The organism is Candidatus Methanoperedens sp. (assembly GCA_012026795.1).
In the GTDB taxonomy this organism is placed as follows: domain Archaea; phylum Halobacteriota; class Methanosarcinia; order Methanosarcinales; family Methanoperedenaceae; genus Methanoperedens.
This window is the reverse complement of sequence record VEPM01000010.1, coordinates 1-16,008: the sequence shown is the minus strand read 5'-3', so window position 1 is coordinate 16,008 and position 16,008 is coordinate 1. Positions and strand designations below refer to the sequence as shown.

At 37.7% G+C, this 16,008-nt stretch carries 16 protein-coding genes; 14 read left to right on the top strand and 2 right to left on the bottom strand.

The features are described 5' to 3' along the window. Window positions 1–276: 276 nt before the first annotated feature. On the top strand, window positions 277–1,440 hold the full coding sequence (locus FIB07_05230; GenBank protein NJD52253.1) for a PAS domain S-box protein: 1,164 nt from the start codon (window positions 277–279) through the stop codon (window positions 1,438–1,440). Between the two features lie 30 nt (window positions 1,441–1,470). Here FIB07_05230 and FIB07_05225 read toward each other — a convergent pair whose 3' ends face one another. Together FIB07_05225 and FIB07_05220 are read right to left on the bottom strand one after the other, a co-directional pair. Further along, the gene (locus tag FIB07_05225) at window positions 1,471–2,085 is read right to left on the bottom strand and encodes a hypothetical protein (GenBank protein ID NJD52252.1); all 615 of its coding nucleotides are present in this window, start codon (window positions 2,083–2,085) and stop codon (window positions 1,471–1,473) included. A 40-nt stretch (window positions 2,086–2,125) separates the two neighbouring features. Next, window positions 2,126–2,503 carry a hypothetical protein gene (locus FIB07_05220; protein ID NJD52251.1) on the bottom strand — a complete coding sequence of 126 codons (378 nt, stop codon included), beginning with the start codon at window positions 2,501–2,503 and terminating at the stop codon, window positions 2,126–2,128. 109 nt (window positions 2,504–2,612) lie between these two features. Here FIB07_05220 and argB point away from each other — a divergent pair, with 109 nt between their 5' ends. The 13 genes from argB to FIB07_05155 all read left to right on the top strand — a co-directional run bounded on the left by argB (window position 2,613) and on the right by FIB07_05155 (window position 15,549). Then, window positions 2,613–3,500, top strand: a complete 888-nt coding sequence (argB, locus tag FIB07_05215) for an acetylglutamate kinase (GenBank protein ID NJD52250.1) — start codon at window positions 2,613–2,615, stop codon at window positions 3,498–3,500. Window positions 3,501–3,506: 6 nt separating this feature from the next. After that, window positions 3,507–3,860: a hypothetical protein gene (locus tag FIB07_05210; GenBank protein NJD52249.1), complete on the top strand. Its 354-nt coding sequence runs from the start codon at window positions 3,507–3,509 to the stop codon at window positions 3,858–3,860. A gap of 11 nt (window positions 3,861–3,871) precedes the next feature. After that, entirely contained in the window at window positions 3,872–5,638 is a 1,767-nt protein-coding gene (locus tag FIB07_05205; protein ID NJD52248.1) for a ribosome biogenesis/translation initiation ATPase RLI, read from the top strand. Between the two features lie 211 nt (window positions 5,639–5,849). Further along, window positions 5,850–6,449, top strand: a complete 600-nt coding sequence (locus tag FIB07_05200; GenBank protein NJD52247.1) for a hypothetical protein — start codon at window positions 5,850–5,852, stop codon at window positions 6,447–6,449. 1 nt (window position 6,450) lies between these two features. Continuing rightward, window positions 6,451–7,707, top strand: coding sequence for a hypothetical protein (locus FIB07_05195; protein ID NJD52246.1), 1,257 nt, complete (start codon window positions 6,451–6,453; stop codon window positions 7,705–7,707). A gap of 188 nt (window positions 7,708–7,895) precedes the next feature. Further along, entirely contained in the window at window positions 7,896–10,142 is a 2,247-nt protein-coding gene (locus tag FIB07_05190) for a VWA domain-containing protein (GenBank protein NJD52245.1), read from the top strand. Window positions 10,143–10,362: 220 nt separating this feature from the next. Beyond that, window positions 10,363–10,587 (top strand): hypothetical protein, encoded by a 225-nt coding sequence (locus FIB07_05185; GenBank protein ID NJD52244.1) that lies wholly within the window; start codon window positions 10,363–10,365, stop codon window positions 10,585–10,587. Between the two features lie 9 nt (window positions 10,588–10,596). Further along, window positions 10,597–11,007, top strand: a complete 411-nt coding sequence (locus tag FIB07_05180; protein ID NJD52243.1) for a putative toxin-antitoxin system toxin component, PIN family — start codon at window positions 10,597–10,599, stop codon at window positions 11,005–11,007. A 317-nt stretch (window positions 11,008–11,324) separates the two neighbouring features. Next, window positions 11,325–11,702, top strand: coding sequence for an amidase (locus FIB07_05175; protein ID NJD52242.1), 378 nt, complete (start codon window positions 11,325–11,327; stop codon window positions 11,700–11,702). A gap of 6 nt (window positions 11,703–11,708) precedes the next feature. After that, window positions 11,709–11,888, top strand: a complete 180-nt coding sequence (locus tag FIB07_05170; GenBank protein NJD52241.1) for a CsbD family protein — start codon at window positions 11,709–11,711, stop codon at window positions 11,886–11,888. Between the two features lie 227 nt (window positions 11,889–12,115). Continuing rightward, entirely contained in the window at window positions 12,116–14,881 is a 2,766-nt protein-coding gene (locus tag FIB07_05165; GenBank protein NJD52240.1) for a heavy metal translocating P-type ATPase, read from the top strand. Window positions 14,882–14,884: 3 nt separating this feature from the next. Beyond that, entirely contained in the window at window positions 14,885–15,103 is a 219-nt protein-coding gene (locus FIB07_05160) for a hypothetical protein (protein NJD52239.1), read from the top strand. Between the two features lie 107 nt (window positions 15,104–15,210). Further along, entirely contained in the window at window positions 15,211–15,549 is a 339-nt protein-coding gene (locus FIB07_05155) for a hypothetical protein (GenBank protein ID NJD52238.1), read from the top strand. The last annotated feature ends 459 nt before the right edge of the window (window positions 15,550–16,008 follow it).

Sequence of the window (16,008 nt, the reverse complement as noted above, 5' to 3'; positions counted from 1 at the left end):
TTGAACTTTGAAGGGCAATTTCATGAACTCCGCTGAACTGGCTTCTCCTCTCAACCCTTGTATATTCAGATGCACGCCTTGCCAGGCCGCTCCAGAACAAATCCATATTATTCACCTCGGTTGGAAGATGACCCTATCAATATATATTCACTATCCAAGAGCAGAGTGAAACTATTCGATAATATCAGTATCTGATGGTTTTATCAACAAACAGATAATAAATAATATTGTAAATGTTCAGAGAGAAGATAATAAAAGTCTCTTCAGGGAGGAAACATGAAAGATGAAGATAAGACAAACGAAAATATATTTACTGAAAATATAATTAAACCGGAAATGTTGTTCAAGGGTATATTCGATTTTTCCCCTGATGCCATAATCATTGTTAACAATAAAGGGATAATCTTACAGGCAAATGCGCAGGCAGAGAATCTATTTGGATATGCTAAAAAAGAACTCATCAATAGATCGGTTGACATCCTGATACCGGAGCGCTTCAGGAAACGTCATGATGAACACCTGAAACATTTCATAGAAAAACCCCGTATACGACTTATGGGAGTTGAGCTTGGGCTCTATGGTTTGAAGAAGGATGGAACAGAGTTCCCGGTTGACATAGCGCTTGGATATCTTGAAACAGAAAGCGGGATCATTGTTTTGAGTACAGTCCGCGATATGACACAACATAAACGGATGGAAGAAGCTCTTCGGGCAAGTGAGGCAAAATACAGGGGAATCTTTGAGAATGCTGCTGAAGGAATTTTCCAGACAACAATCGACGGACACATAATTTCAGCAAACAAGGCATGCGTGCATATCCTGGGCTATAATTCGGCAGAAGAACTTATCGCAAGTGTCACCGATGTCCGAAAGCTATATGCGGAGCCTGGAAGGCGCCTGCATCTTGTAAGGTCGATCCGGGCACAGGGTGCGGTTTCTGATTTTGAAGCTATTATTTACCGCAAGGATGGAAGCAAAATATGGGTTTCAATAAATGCACATGCACTGGAGGATCCAGCTGGCAAGGTCACAGGTATTGAAGGGATGGTAATGGATATTACCAATCGCAAACGGGCACAGAAGAATTTCCAGGTGCTTATGGACGGTTCTCCTGATGCCATCATCGCAGTTGACCGTGATTTCAACATACTTCTCACCAATACCCATACTGAGAAATTATTTGGCTATTCGCGTCTGGAATTGATAGGAAATTCCTACGAAATGCTATTGCCTGATCGCTTCAAAAGCAAGCATGCAAAATATTGTTCAGAGTATTTTGATAATCCTTCAACAAGAATAATGGCACTTCATATGAGTGCTTTTGCAAAGCGAAGGACGGGAAGTGAATTCCCTGTTGAGATTAATATGAGTCCTGTTGAAACTGGTGAAGGCATAGTTATAGTAATTGATATTCGTGATATCACTGAAAAGAAAAAATGATAAGTCCGGCGGATTGATCTGTCAAAAGTATTAAAAGTGTTTCATAGTTTGAACCGGCACCTCTGCTTCCGGAAACAACTTTTTGGTTTTCATAAACTCCCTTGCATTCTTGATAGCAGTTGCATATACAAACATCCATCCCTCATTGATAAAGATCGTTCCATCCCGGATCGTTTCCTTACTGAGTGTTTCAACGCTGAATTCCATCAATAACTGGATGGTTGCAACACACGCAGCGGAATATTCATCCATATCCTTTGATTCAGTCGTTATATCGTGGAGCAGCATTTTAAAAAGGCTCCTGAACTTATTAGATGGTATATACTGTTTTTCGCCAGCTTTAAGAAGAGCATTAATTTCGATGAGGTCTGAAGTAAGTTTATTGATTTTTTCGTCATCCCATTTTTCTGTGGGAAAATCCGTATGTTCATATTCAGCCCAGATATTCTTGAGATGTTCGTCTATTATTTCCTTTTTTTCAACTCTCTTTAAAGCATATTCCGAAGATTTTAATTCAGGTACAGTTGAAACGTAAAGCCTGAAAAGATTCCTGAGTTTCTCCCCGTCTTCCCCTTCAACTACCTTCATTTTCTTGAGTATCTCATATTCAAGGTCATTCAGGGTCACTATCAAATCTTTTGGCATTTATTCCTCTAAGTTAAATCAAAACATAAGATCGAAGTATTCATTCGATCAGCTCCGCAATAAAAATACACTCAGTATCACCTTTAATGATGCATTCCTCGCCTTTTTTACAATAGTATCTTGTATCGATGTGTTTTCTTGATAATCCTCCGAAGAATCCTCTTAAAATATCGCAATATCTGCATTTGTTTCCCATAACAGGCAAACCTTTTACATGAAATATGACTTTTTTTTCCGATCGCTGGATCGAAATAGTAATACCTTCTTTTTCAAATTCCCTGCTAATGTCCTCTATTTTCAATGTTTTTATATTAAGTGCCGCCTGCTCTCCTGCTTCAAACATCAATACTGAATTTGCTGCCTCAGTCACAATATTATTGCATACTTCGACATATGATTCCAGAAATCTCCTGAACAAGTATTCACACCCTTTATTTCTATATTAACAGTCGAATTCCATTCATATTAAGCCTTTCTCTTTCCGGGATTAAGAATAACTTTTAATATCCGTATCCCCATTTTAGCCTTTGATGCTTAAACGAGAAGATATCCTTATAGAAGCCCTCCCCTATATCCGCGAGTTCCACGATTCAATCATGCTAATTAAGATGGGGGGGCATGCTATTGTTGATCCAATAATAATGGAAAAAATAATTCAAGATATTGTCCTCCTGAAATATGTAGGGATACACCCTGTAATAGTGCATGGCGGCGGGCCTGAGATCACCGAAAAAATGGAACGCATGGGAAAAAAACCTGAATTTGTGGCCGGGTTAAGGGTAACAGATGATGAAACCCTGGAGATCGCAAGGATGGTCCTTGTGGGAAATGTGAATAGCAAAATAGTCTCACTTATCAGCAGGCATGGAGGAAAAGGTGTAGGTCTCTCAGGCAGCGACGGAAGGCTTATTGTTGCAAAGAAGCTCGCTCTTCAGCGGGTAACAGTGGGCGGAGTGGAGAAAGATGTAGACCTGGGATGGGTTGGTGAAACAGAGGTCGTTAATCCTGAACTGGTTATGATACTTGCAGGAAAAGGATATATTCCTGTCATTTCACCTATTGCCATGGATGAAAAAGGAAATGACCTTAACGTGAATGCAGATACTGTTGCAGGAGATATTGCATCTGCTATCGGTGCAAAAAAACTTATTTCCCTCACAGATGTCCCGGGGATACTGCGCGACCAGAAAGATCCGGGAACACGCATTTCAAGAATAGCATTTGATGATATTGAAGCACTTATTGCTGATAATATCATAAGCGGTGGAATGATACCAAAGATAAAGTCAAGCGCTGCTGCGTTAAAAGGCGGAGTAAGGCAGGTACATATTATTGATGGTGCAAGTCCGCATTCCCTGCTCATTGAATTGTTCACAAATGAAGGAATAGGGACTATGATATACAGAAAAGAGTGAATTATTGTGACTGAAACAGAGAAAAAAGAGAAAAAAGCGAAGACAGAGCCAGCAGCCAGGATCATAACCCCGGTTGAAGGAAAGCGATTATTGATAGAAGGAATTAAAAAGACAGTTGCACCAGCGTTTATCAGTGCTTTCTTTGCAGTATTATTTTTATACCAATTTGGGAGTGCAAAAGGAGTTTCATGGTTTTCCGTATTCTTACTTGTATTGCTTCTTTCTTATTATATCCAGAGATTGGGATATCCTTTAATCGGTGTCAGGGTGAAGGAATTTGAAACAAAGGACTGGCTGTATGTGGAATTTTTTACGATAATATATTTCTGGGTTTTCTGGACCCTGTTATTGAATAATTGACCTGGTGTTTTATGAGACTAGCTGTTCTGGACCGTGACAGGTGCCAGCCAAAGATGTGCGGGCTCCAGTGTATTAAGTTCTGCCCGGGGGTAAGGACGGGCGATGAGACAATTATTATTGGCGAGGACGAAAAACCCGTCATATCAGAGGAGTTATGCTCAGGATGCGGAATATGTGTTAACCGCTGCCCATTCGGTTCAATTATAATTATCGGGCTTCCGGAAAAACTGGAAGAAGCTACTCACAGGTACGGCAAGAACGGTTTTGCATTATACGGCCTGCCCGGACCAACGATCGGGAAAGTAACAGGAATCCTTGGACCTAACGGTATAGGAAAAAGTACTGCAATAAACATCCTCTCAGGAACATTGAAGCCAAACCTGGGCCGGGGAAAGATCGGCTGGGAAGAGATCCTGGAATATTATGCTGGTTCTGCACTTCATGATTACCTTGAAGGCGTTTCACAGGGAAAGGTCAGGACATCACAAAAACCGCAATATGTGGACATGATCCCCAGGAAATTCAAGGGAAAAGTATCCCAGTTATTATCAAAAACGGATGAAAGGGGAGTACTTAAGGAACTAATATCCAAACTTGATATTTCCGATATTATAGACCGGAAGATCGATGAGTTAAGCGGCGGTGAACTCCAGAGAGTTGCACTTGCTGCCTGTGTGGCAAGAAATGCGGATTTTTATTTCATTGATGAAATAAGCCCTTATCTTGATATTTACCAGAGGATAAAAGCAGCCCAGATCATAAGGGAACTTGCAGCTAATAAAGCAGTAATGGTCGTGGAACATGACCTTGCAATCCTGGATTTACTTGCCGATGTTGTCCATGTGGCATATGGTACTCCAGGCGCTTTTGGTGTTATAACCCATCCGAAGGGTGTGCGCATAGGGATAAATGAATACCTGAAAGGATTCCTGCGCGAAGAGAATGTACGTATCAGGACCGAAGCAATAAAGTTCGATGTGCATGCGCCCCAGGCAACTAAAGAAGTAACATCACTTATGAAATTCGAACAATTCACCAATAAATATGACGGAGGGTTTGAACTTATAGCCAGAGGCGGTGAAATAAGGAAAGGTGAAGTTACCGGAATAGTAGGACCAAACGGTATCGGTAAGTCAACATTTGTTAAAATCCTTGCAGGTGAGATCCAGCCCACAAGCGGTAAGATAGATATGAATATTACAGTATCTTACAAACCCCAGTATATCAAAGCCGAAGACCCTATTCAGGTATCGGATTACCTGCACTCCCTCAGCAAACAGGTGGATTCAAGTTATTACCAGACTGAGATCGCAAGGCCTCTCCAGATTGAGCGGCTCATGAACCAGACGCTTGATGATCTTAGCGGCGGTGAACTCCAGAGAGTGGCAATAGCAGCATGTCTTTCCCGCACAGCAGACCTTTATCTCCTGGATGAACCTTCAGCGCATCTTGATGTTGAGCAGAGGGTACAGGCAACGAAAGTTATCAGGCGGTTTGCCGAGAATAATAAAGTGACGGCGATGGTCGTTGACCATGATATTTATATGATCGATATGTTAAGCGACAGGCTTCTTGTTTTTGAGGGTGAACCTATGAAAAGGGGCGAGGTTCACGGGCCTTTCGATATGCGCGAAGGCATGAACAGGTTCCTGAAGGGTATCGGGATAACGTTCAGGCGCGATGAAGAAACAAAGAGGCCAAGGGTCAATAAGCTTGATTCCCAGCTTGACAGGACGCAGAAAGCAGAGGGGGAGTATTATTATAGTGTGGAGAAATAGGTTGGGATGGATGATTTTTAGGGGATGGGTTCAATTTGGGTTTGGTAATTGCCATGAGATGCCAATATATTTTTTAAATCCGGGGTTATGATGGATTGTAGTTACCTTTATACAATTTTATCATTTAATTTGTATTCATCAATATAAATTGAAACAGTCACTAACAATAAAAAGTTATTTGTACATTGAATTTTAAAATAGAATTGATATTATGAAAATAATCGGCAAAATAATGTTATTTTTCTCGTCATATTTTCTACTTTTTTTAATTCTATTCTTGGGCGAAATTAATAATTATTTAAACCTAAAATCAGATGAATCAAAAAATCCTATAGTCGTGATAATAATTATTTATATACTTTTTATTTTGATCTCATTGTTTTCTATCCATTCTTTTAGGAAAAATTATGAATTTGGTTCGAAAAAAAGCAAGATTACTATCTATATTAAATCTGTATCAAGCGGAAGTCAAGAAATAATTTCTTACCTGATTACAATGGTCATTCCTTTATTTGGAACTGATTCTTTTTCATTATACATTTCGGCAAATAATTGGGTCAAACTTCTTACTATGCTCACAACAATAGTTTTTATATTGATTTTTTATATTAATACGAATCTAGTTGTAATAAATCCGATGTTAGTATTATCTGGGTATTCTATAAATAAAATAAACTTTCAGTATGAAGAATTAGGAATTGAATTTGAAGGCGTTTTGTTATCTGATAAAAAATTGAATCTAACATCAATAGCTAGTAAAACTATTGTAGATAAAATTGATGAAAATACCTTTTTTATAAGGAGGATTTGAATTGTCAAGAGAAGATATTGGAAAATTGGAGAAAGAATTGTATCACTATATAATTTCAAATGGGATGATTGAACCGTTAGTCACCTTATATGGCAAGGAAAAAAAAGGAGGCATATGGAAAACTAAAAATTTAAGCATATCCTCAGAGGAAAGCCAATTAGAACTGATTAAAATATTAAAAAGTTATCATCAAATAGTATTTGATTATATGGAGGGAGGATTTAATATTAAGGATTTAAATAAAAGTGATGATGATAGCGGTTGGTTCTATAAGATAATGAATGAAACTGATTTAAGAAGAACAAATCGCATATCAGATGCTGTTGAAACAAAAGACATTCATGACTTTTTAAAAACAAATAAATTTGAAAACGTATTTTTTATAATAGAGATTAATTTAAATCAATCTGGGGATAAAAAAATAATTCTTCTAAAATCTATAAGCCAAACTTACTATGTAAAGAAAAATCAATATTCTATTAATTTTTGGGATGACAGGCAAAGAATTAAATTCTTAAACAATAAAGACTATTTGCTACTAGATGATAATTTTGATATAACTGCATTTGTGGATGGTTCATATTTGTTTAGCTGGAATAAAATTCCTGGAAACGACAGCTATCGACTCACAGAATTTCTAAAACAGCATTTCGGTCTTGATTGGGTAGAAACAGCAAAAATTGAAAAAATTGATTCAGATAATACAATTAAAATATGTACAGAAAAAAATTTTCTTTCTATAAGTATTAACGATAAAAAAACCAAGGTAAACCTAAAAATTGATGGTGATAGAACCGATGAATTTAATGCGAGAATTGAAAATGGTGAGCTTAATATATATCCACATTCCTTCTTTTTTATTACAAATAGTAAGAAATTTGAAGATTTATATGAATATCTCGAAAGCTATAAAAATGCATATGATGTACTTAAAAAGGGTATGGATTTTATAGATTGGAGCAATGCAAAAGCAACAGCAGCAGTTCAAAGAAATTGTTATAATATTGCTAATTTTGTTCGATTAAAAGAATGTGTTTTAAAATTAAAAACAGAATTGACGTCGGCTAATGATAATCCAATAAAAAGAGCACTAAATGCTAAAAAAATAGCATATAACATTAAAAATGGAAATATAAAAATAATTCCAGAAGGACCTCAACAATTGAGATGGTTGCTGAAAATCATAAAAGATGGAACTGCAAAAACTTGCCTTCTTGATAGAGAAGGCATCAGTTCAGATTTTGAAGAGCTGACATAATGTGCCCCAACGTGCGTACGTCGAAAGAATTTAGGGAGGTTTAATTTAAGTGGAAAAATGCAATTAATCAGAATGTCCAAAAGAACAGGCGAAGAACCTGCAAAGAAAGCAGATTATTATCCGCAATTTTTTTCTGAATTTGTGGAATAATAAAAACAATATAAATTTAAATAATATAACAGATTTTATTGGATAATGAAACAAAAAAGGAGGCGATGATTATTACCAATTCTTCGATAGAGTACAAAGCAATTCTTGAATCACTTGAGATTCCCACAAAAAAATTATCAAAAACAAGCAAAATAACTCCCGAAATTGAAATTCTCAATGAGATTAGGAATCATTTTAATATTCCAAATGAATTATATACGCGCGATGAAATCGAAACTTACCTTGTTGAAAATATAAAATTAGATGATTTTTTTGGTTTTCTTGCGACATTAGTTCAACCATTTGTAAAAATGCTAATGGAAATATATACTTTCTTGAATTTTCAAAAGAATTCTGTTGGTATTGCAAAATCAGTAATTCAACTAAGAATAGGATCAGACGTCACATTTCCGATTGATTTGTCACATATGCCCAAAGAATGGCAAAAAATAATTACTAATATTGACATAAACATATGGGATATTGATTTATTACTCTCAATTCAGAAGGAGCTAGAATATTCATACATCATTGTTTTTTGTGATGGTATTTCCGATGGAACTAAAAAATGCAAACCAGATTGTTTGAAACAATGTAAAGAAAAATGCCAGAAAATCACTAAATACCTAGAAAATATAATCAAAATAGATACAAGGATAAGGAAAAATCTAGAAGCGAAAAATGATTCTATTGATCAGTTATATCAAATTAAGAATAATGATGAAAGAGCTACCAAACATAATCATCCACTTCCGGTTGAATTAAAGAGTGCAATAGAAAAATTTATTGATATTCACAAAAAAAAATCAACTTATTTGGGTAAAGCTCTTTCTGATTGCCTTCTAGGTCAAAATTCTAAAAGACCTGAGCAGCTTTGGACAATTAATCGTCTAGATAAAATTCTTGATGTATTATCTAAGTGTTATAGTTCTCAAAATGCCAAAGTTGAATACCTCAAGGAATTTCTTAAGCTACCATACTGGCGATATCGTAACGATTTATATGAATTATGGATTCTGATTAAAGCATGTCGCAGCTTCGATCCATATCAATTAACAATTAGCAATCTAACAGATGACGGTTGTTGGTGTCTTCCTGGCAATGGGCAAGGAAACCTTTCTAATCCAGTGCTTTGGATTGACACTTCAATTTGTCGTTTATCTGTATATACTGGGGTCAAGTTTTCTAATTTCATGTTTCCTTTTGAGAAAAAAGTTAAATCTGGTGCCATACCCAATTGGCTATCTCCTTTTGAGAAAAAGGAAAAATCTGGTGCCATGCCCGATTGGCTATTCTGCCGTACTATTTGCCAAAATGAATCTTTTGATTTTAGCATATTTGCTGGGGAAGAGAAAAAATTTGCTTCGAAAAGATTAGTGCCAGAATTGATAATCGAGTGTAAAGCAGGGGCAAGTTATCAATTGTTTGAAACACTTGAAGATACTATTTCACGTCGTTATATACCTCTGCTTCGTAATGAAAATGGAAGATGTTTTCTCGTAAATTATCGTCCATTCTCCGTTCCAGAAGACCTTAAAAGGTATCCAGTGCTAAGAAAAATGGTAGAGCGGCGTTACAGTAATGTGACGTTAATAGATGATCTTAGTCCGTGTAGTGAAAGAGAAAATGAATTTGAGAAGGCACTAATCTCCTTTTTTGATAGATTCAAGGGTAATGAAAATAGTATTCAAGATATCGTTTTTGCAATAGATACTACAGGAAGTATGCATGAAATCCTTATTAATATTGAAAAAATTATTATTAGGTTTATTCAGGAAATTGTAAGAATTGATAACAAGATAAGAATTGGCGTAATCGCTATAGGAGATCATGATAAAAGTAAGCCAGATCCTTATATTATAAAACCGTATAAATTATCAGAAAATGTAAATGTGATAATAGATTTCATAGCTAATTTAGAAAGGACTAATGGTGGAGATGCACCTGAAGCGTATGAAGATGCTTTATTCTTTATCTCAAATTTAAATTGGTCGAATCAAGCAAATAAAGTCGTTTTTTTTATTGGTGACTCCTACCCTCATCCATTTTCAGATTGTCCTAGTAATATTGATTGGGAACAACAAGTGAAGCATCTAGTTGACAAAAAAATCAAAGTTTATGGAATGCAAACTAGACATAGTGAACATAGTGATCAGTTCTTTCAATACATGTGTTCATATACAAATGGAAAATGTGTCTTTATAGATTCTTATTTAGAAGATGATATTTTTAGAAAATTCAAAGAATTAGCTTCTGACTATACATTTATTAACAGTATAAAATAACCAATATATGATGTCATAGAACATCGCCATTTAGGTTTGTCTTCAGCTACCATATTATTAGCAGTTTGTGGTGGTTGTTGTTGGAAGCCCGGCGCGCCTCCCGTGCATCTTCCAGCCGCGTCCCTGACGGCGCAGCCCGATGAATTGGGATATGTGTCTTTTATCAAAACGGCGCACATAAAGAATATACATATATATGTGTCTGCACATATAATGATTTATGCCAACAATGACATTATCTATCCCGGACGACCTCTACACAGTCATAAAACACCACAATGAAATTAAATGGAGTGTCATTGCAAGAAATGCCATGTGGGAGTATGCCAGGAAAATCCAGTTAGTGGATACTATATTGGAGAAAAGTGAATTGACCGAGAAAGATGCTGCCGAGATAGGGAAACTTATAAAAAAGTCCATACGGGAACAACACGACATCGAATGAGTTGGGAAAATGAGACTGGTAATAGATACCAATATTATAATATCCTCCCTCATATCCAACTCTATTCGACGTCATATTCTGATAAATTCAAATATTGAATTTATGGCGCCAGAATACACTTTCACTGAAATCTTAAAACATAGCGATATTATCAAAAAGAAGTCAAAACTTGCATCAAAGGATATGCAATATGTAATGGACATGCTATTTTCCCGAATCACCATTTATCCAAAAGACGAATATGCCGATTGCTATGTGCAGGCTAAAGATATCATGAAAGATATTGATCCTGATGATGCACCTTTTTTAGCACTTGCAATGAAAACCAAAGTTGATGGGGTATGGAGCGAGGATAAAGGATTTCAAAAACAAAATCATATAAAAATCTACACTACAAAAGAACTATTAGAGTTTATTTAAGTCAAACATTCCACCTGGGTTGCCGCCTTCAGTGCTACTTCCAGCCGCATCCCTGACGGCGCGCCCGGTGAATTGGGGAGGGTGGAGGACACCGAAAACAGCGGAGCTTCTTGATGTGAGTACATTTGATGTCCTGAGATTGGCAAAAGATCATTGTTCTTTCGAGCGCGCTGATTTTTGATTTGTACGGTGCTTCTTTGTATTTACCCTGAAAACGTCAATCTCCAGTCCCGGTAGTCAAATCCTCTTAAACTCAACAAAACAAGCGAAAAGATTATATTCATTTAGTACAAATATTCATATTGAGGAGGTTAGTTATGAAAAAGATATTGATTTGTGGATTGTTAGTGATATTTGTATTAATAAGCGGATGTACTTCAACGACTACGGTAACACCCGCATCGTCAACACCCGGACCAACAACTCCGGCTCAGACATCCACCGAACAACAGGTAAATATTAAAGACTTTAATTTCGTTCCCGATACTGCAGAAGTCCCAATAGGAACAACTGTAACCTGGGTGAATGATGATAGTGCTCCACACACAGTAACTTCAGTATCAGGCTTATTCGATTCAGGAAGTATCGGTGCAGGTAAAACATACAGTTATAAATTTAATCAAGCTGGAACTTTTGAATATAGCTGTACAAACCATCCAAGCATGCCTCGCGGAAAAGTAATCGTGAGAGGTTAATATACTATGAAAAGCAGTACAAAAGATCAGGTCAAAGGAAAGGCTCGCAAAATAAAGGGTGAGATCAAGGAAACTGCAGGGCAACTCCTCGACAACCCCGAAATGGAAGCAGAAGGCAAAGCAGAAAAAGTAGTCGGCAAGATTCAGGAAAAGACCGGCCAGGTCAAGAAGGTCTTCGGGAAATAGGACCTTTTCTATAAACTTTTTCACTTTTTCCGTTCCAGGCGTTTTTTGGCAGTAGCCATTTCAACAACACATTATTTTACGTTCTGTAAGAGTTCAAGCTTTATTTTTATTGTTAAACAACAACCTGCATCAAAAAGTTTCAATATTTCAACCAAAACAAACATAAAAGATAAGATAATTTAAGTATTATAAATATTATATAAATTCAAAAAACCTGGTGAATTAAATTGGAAGACGTTTCAATAAAAATCAAAGGCATGATGTGCGAGCACTGCGAAAAAACTGTCAGTGAAGCAGCAAAGAGTGTAAATGGGGTCACCAAAGCCTCAGCGGATTATAAAAAAGGACTGGTTCTGGTTTCGTATGATACTTCTATCACTGATCTTGAATCTATAAAAAAAACGATCATAGCATCAGGGTATGAAGTCATTGACGAAGAAGAAGCATGTCCTGTCCCTGCACCCGTTAAACAGGCACAGGCTTCCACTTTGCCATTAGTGAAAAAAGAAGCTAAATCCGGCGGGATACAAAAAACCACTTTGAAACTTACAGGAATGACATGCGCTTCATGCGCCCAGAATATCGAGAAAGTTCTTAATAAGATGGACGGGGTAAAAAAAGCAACAGTCAATTTCTCGGTTGAAAAAGCAACGATCGAATATGATCCGGGAAAGGTGAATCCGGCAGCTTTTGAAAACGCCATTAAAGGCATCGGGTACGGGGTTGCAAAGTCGGAGATTACGTTAAAAATAGGATTGATGCACTGCGCTTCATGCGCTCTTAATATAGAAACAGCCCTTAAGAAAACAAACGGTATAACCTATGTAAATGTGAGTTTTCCTCTTGAACAGGCAAAGATCAATTATGATCCCGAAATTATTTCAATCCCGAAAATAATAAAAGCCATTGAAAGTGTTGGTTATACAGCGTCTGAAAAAGTCGATAAGACAGAGGCTGACAGGGAGCAAAGAGCAAGAGAATCAGAGATAAAAAGACAGAAGATCAATTTCATAATCGCGCTCGTTCTTGCAATTCCGATTTCGCTTGGCGATATGGGGCGAAACCTTGGCTGGGGATTTGTTCCCGAAATACTGAAAGACGATTATCTGCTATTTATTCTTGCAACAATCGTAATGCTATTTCCAGGACGCCAGTTCTTTGAAGGAACATACAGAGGCTTAAAACATGGCGTCACGGACATGAACCTCCTGATCGCAACAGGGACGGGGGCTGCGTACATCATTAGCGTCGCAGCAACTTTCTTTGACCTTGGTGAAGCATACAAACATACTTATTACGATACTGCAGCACTTCTTATCATGTTCATCGTGCTGGGGCGGTATCTTGAGGCACTGACAAAAGGAAAAACATCAGAAGCAATAAGGAAGCTGATGGGTTTACGTGCAAAGACAGCCCGGATCTTTGTGAATGGTGAAGAAAAAGAGATCCCTGTAGAAAATGTCAGGGTCAATGATATTGTGATCGTTAGACCTGGAGAGAAAATACCCGTTGATGGAATAGTATTGGAGGGTCTTACTGCAATTGATGAATCAATGCTGACAGGGGAAAGCATACCTGTTGAAAAAACAGTAGGTTCGGAAGTTATCGGCGCCACCATGAACAAGACCGGGATGATAAAATTCAGGGCAACAAAAGTTGGAGCTGATACAGCACTTGCCCAGATAATCAAATTGGTAGAAGACGCCCAGACCCAGAAAGCACCGATCCAGAAACTCGCTGATACTGTTGCCGGGCATTTTATTCTTGCAGTCCATGTACTTGCGCTTCTGACGTTCTTTTTCTGGTTCTTTATCGGGTTTGAATATTTCAACGTCCCGGCCACATTCGGGATGGGAATGACCTCACCTTTTCTCTTCTCGTTATTGATCTCCATAACAGTCCTGATCATCTCATGCCCGTGCGCAGTGGGGCTTGCTACGCCTACCGCCATAATGGTAGGTACTGGAAAAGGGGCCGAGAACGGTATCCTGATAAAGGGCGGCGAGGCGCTTGAGCGTGCGCAGAAGCTTGATACTATTGTATTTGATAAAACAGGGACACTTACAAAAGGTGAGCCTTCACTTACCGATGTAATAGCCATTAAAGGGACTGAAGTTGAAATCCTGAAACTTGCTGCTATTGCGGAAAAAGGCTCAGAGCATCCGCTTGGTGAGGCTATATTGAAAGGCGCAAAAGAACGGGGTATTGAAATCCCTGATGCAGAGAGCTTCAAGGCAATCCCGGGAAGAGGAATAGAAGTAAAATCCGGTGGAAAGCGGGTACTTGTTGGCACACGCAAACTGATGACTGAGAATAATATGGATATTGCACCCCTGAATAAGAGGATGGAAGAACTCGAAACCCAGGGGAAAACTGCCATGCTTGTGTCATCTGATAATGAAATTGTGGGAATGATCGCTGTTGCGGATACCCTGAAGGAGCATTCAAAAGAAGCAGTGAATGAACTTCATAAGATGGGATTTACTGTGGCCATGATCACAGGAGATAACAGGCGTACTGCTGATGCGATCGCAAAACAGGTAGGTATCGACGTTGTATTATCAGAAGTGCTGCCAGAGGAAAAGGCAACACAGGTAAAAAAACTCCAGGCAGAAGGGAAAAAAGTGGCGATGGTCGGCGATGGTATTAACGATGCGCCAGCACTCATGCAGTCTGATGTTGGTATCGCTATCGGAAGCGGTACGGATGTTGCGATCGAGTCGGCTCAAATTGTCCTGATAAAGAGCGATGTGCGCGATGTGGCAAAGGCCATACGCCTTAGCAAACTTACATTGAAAAAGATAAAGCAGAACCTGTTCTGGGCTTTCTTCTATAACGTTGTAGGAATACCCATAGCAGCAGGAATTCTCTATCCATTCACGAATCCGCCGTTTTTGCTCAATCCCGCGCTTGCAGCAGCAGCAATGGCTACAAGCTCAGTTTCCGTGACAATGAACACACTTTTGATGAAACGGATAAAACTTTCGAGGTGAATCATGGAGAACAAAACAGGATTTTATAGCATTATAGCAAGTACGGTAACATCGATATTGATCGTGGTAATATTTTATATATTAGCTATCCAGAAAGTTGCCCCATCCGCTCAATACAGTTATACCGATGTGTATGCCGGGATGGTTTATGTGTTCATTCTTTCGATGATAGTATCAGCTTCGATATGGCCTGGAGTAATTGAAAAAAAGCTAAAGGGATAAAAACAAATATATATTCAGTTTTACATGAAGGTAAAGTAGAGGGGAAATTTCTTATTCGATTCTCTACAAAAACGACAAAATGAAGGGTGCAGTATTATGAGGATAGTATGACAGTTCACTTTTATATTGAGATTATTAATGCTGCACTCAGCTTATTTAATTTAATTTCGTTAGTGTATATAATATGGTTTATGATAAAGAAACCGGATATTATCAGGGCCATAATGTTTCTCAAGGGGGATAAGTTTAAAAATCCTACTATAATTATAAGCTTCGGGCTTCTATTAATTGTTGCAAGAGAATCCTATAAAGCGACCAGTCTACTTGGCAATCAGATTTCAGAGAATCTGGTAGAATTATTAGAATTTGGAAGCATATTAACGATATTTTTTGGTGTTATACTGGTAAATCGGCTTTTCTGGAGAAGTGATGTTATAAGCAGATAATGATACGAGTTCATGAGATTTTTTGATCTACAGGATTTACAGGATGGAAAATTGATATTTATCATAAATAATAAAAAGATTAAAAATTTTATATTCATGTAGATCTGCCCCTAAAAAATAAAGGGTTATGCATATGTATATGCAAACCCTGGTGGTTGTACTCTTTCTGTTTTATTTCCATTTTATTTCTCCTTTTGTATTTTCTTTGCTCCCCATCAGGCGCGGCGCTGGCTTTAAATAAATTCAAAGCTAATCTTATCATGCCTTCGGACGCTTGGGGTTCAGTTGCTCTTGTGAAACGGCTGAACTCCATGTAACATCTTTTTTATGTATTCGACTTCCTTCTAAATAACCATACACCCCACATTCCGCACATGGTGCCCGTTGATTTTATATAATCAAAATAAGAATCAACCGGCATGGAATATTCGAGTAAAAACATTGATCACCTTGGTATAG

Bases quoted from the DNA above. Each gene is read 5' to 3' on its own strand.
- FIB07_05230 (NJD52253.1), top strand. From the start codon at position 277: ATGAAAGATGAAGATAAGACAAACGAAAATATATTTACTGAAAATATA.
- FIB07_05225 (NJD52252.1), bottom strand. From the start codon at position 2,085: ATGCCAAAAGATTTGATAGTGACCCTGAATGACCTTGAATATGAGATA.
- FIB07_05205 (NJD52248.1), top strand. From the start codon at position 3,872: ATGAGACTAGCTGTTCTGGACCGTGACAGGTGCCAGCCAAAGATGTGC.
- FIB07_05200 (NJD52247.1), top strand. From the start codon at position 5,850: ATGAAAATAATCGGCAAAATAATGTTATTTTTCTCGTCATATTTTCTA.
- FIB07_05185 (NJD52244.1), top strand. From the start codon at position 10,363: ATGCCAACAATGACATTATCTATCCCGGACGACCTCTACACAGTCATA.
- FIB07_05180 (NJD52243.1), top strand. From the start codon at position 10,597: ATGAGACTGGTAATAGATACCAATATTATAATATCCTCCCTCATATCC.
- FIB07_05175 (NJD52242.1), top strand. From the start codon at position 11,325: ATGAAAAAGATATTGATTTGTGGATTGTTAGTGATATTTGTATTAATA.
- FIB07_05170 (NJD52241.1), top strand. From the start codon at position 11,709: ATGAAAAGCAGTACAAAAGATCAGGTCAAAGGAAAGGCTCGCAAAATA.
- FIB07_05160 (NJD52239.1), top strand. From the start codon at position 14,885: ATGGAGAACAAAACAGGATTTTATAGCATTATAGCAAGTACGGTAACA.
- FIB07_05155 (NJD52238.1), top strand. From the start codon at position 15,211: ATGACAGTTCACTTTTATATTGAGATTATTAATGCTGCACTCAGCTTA.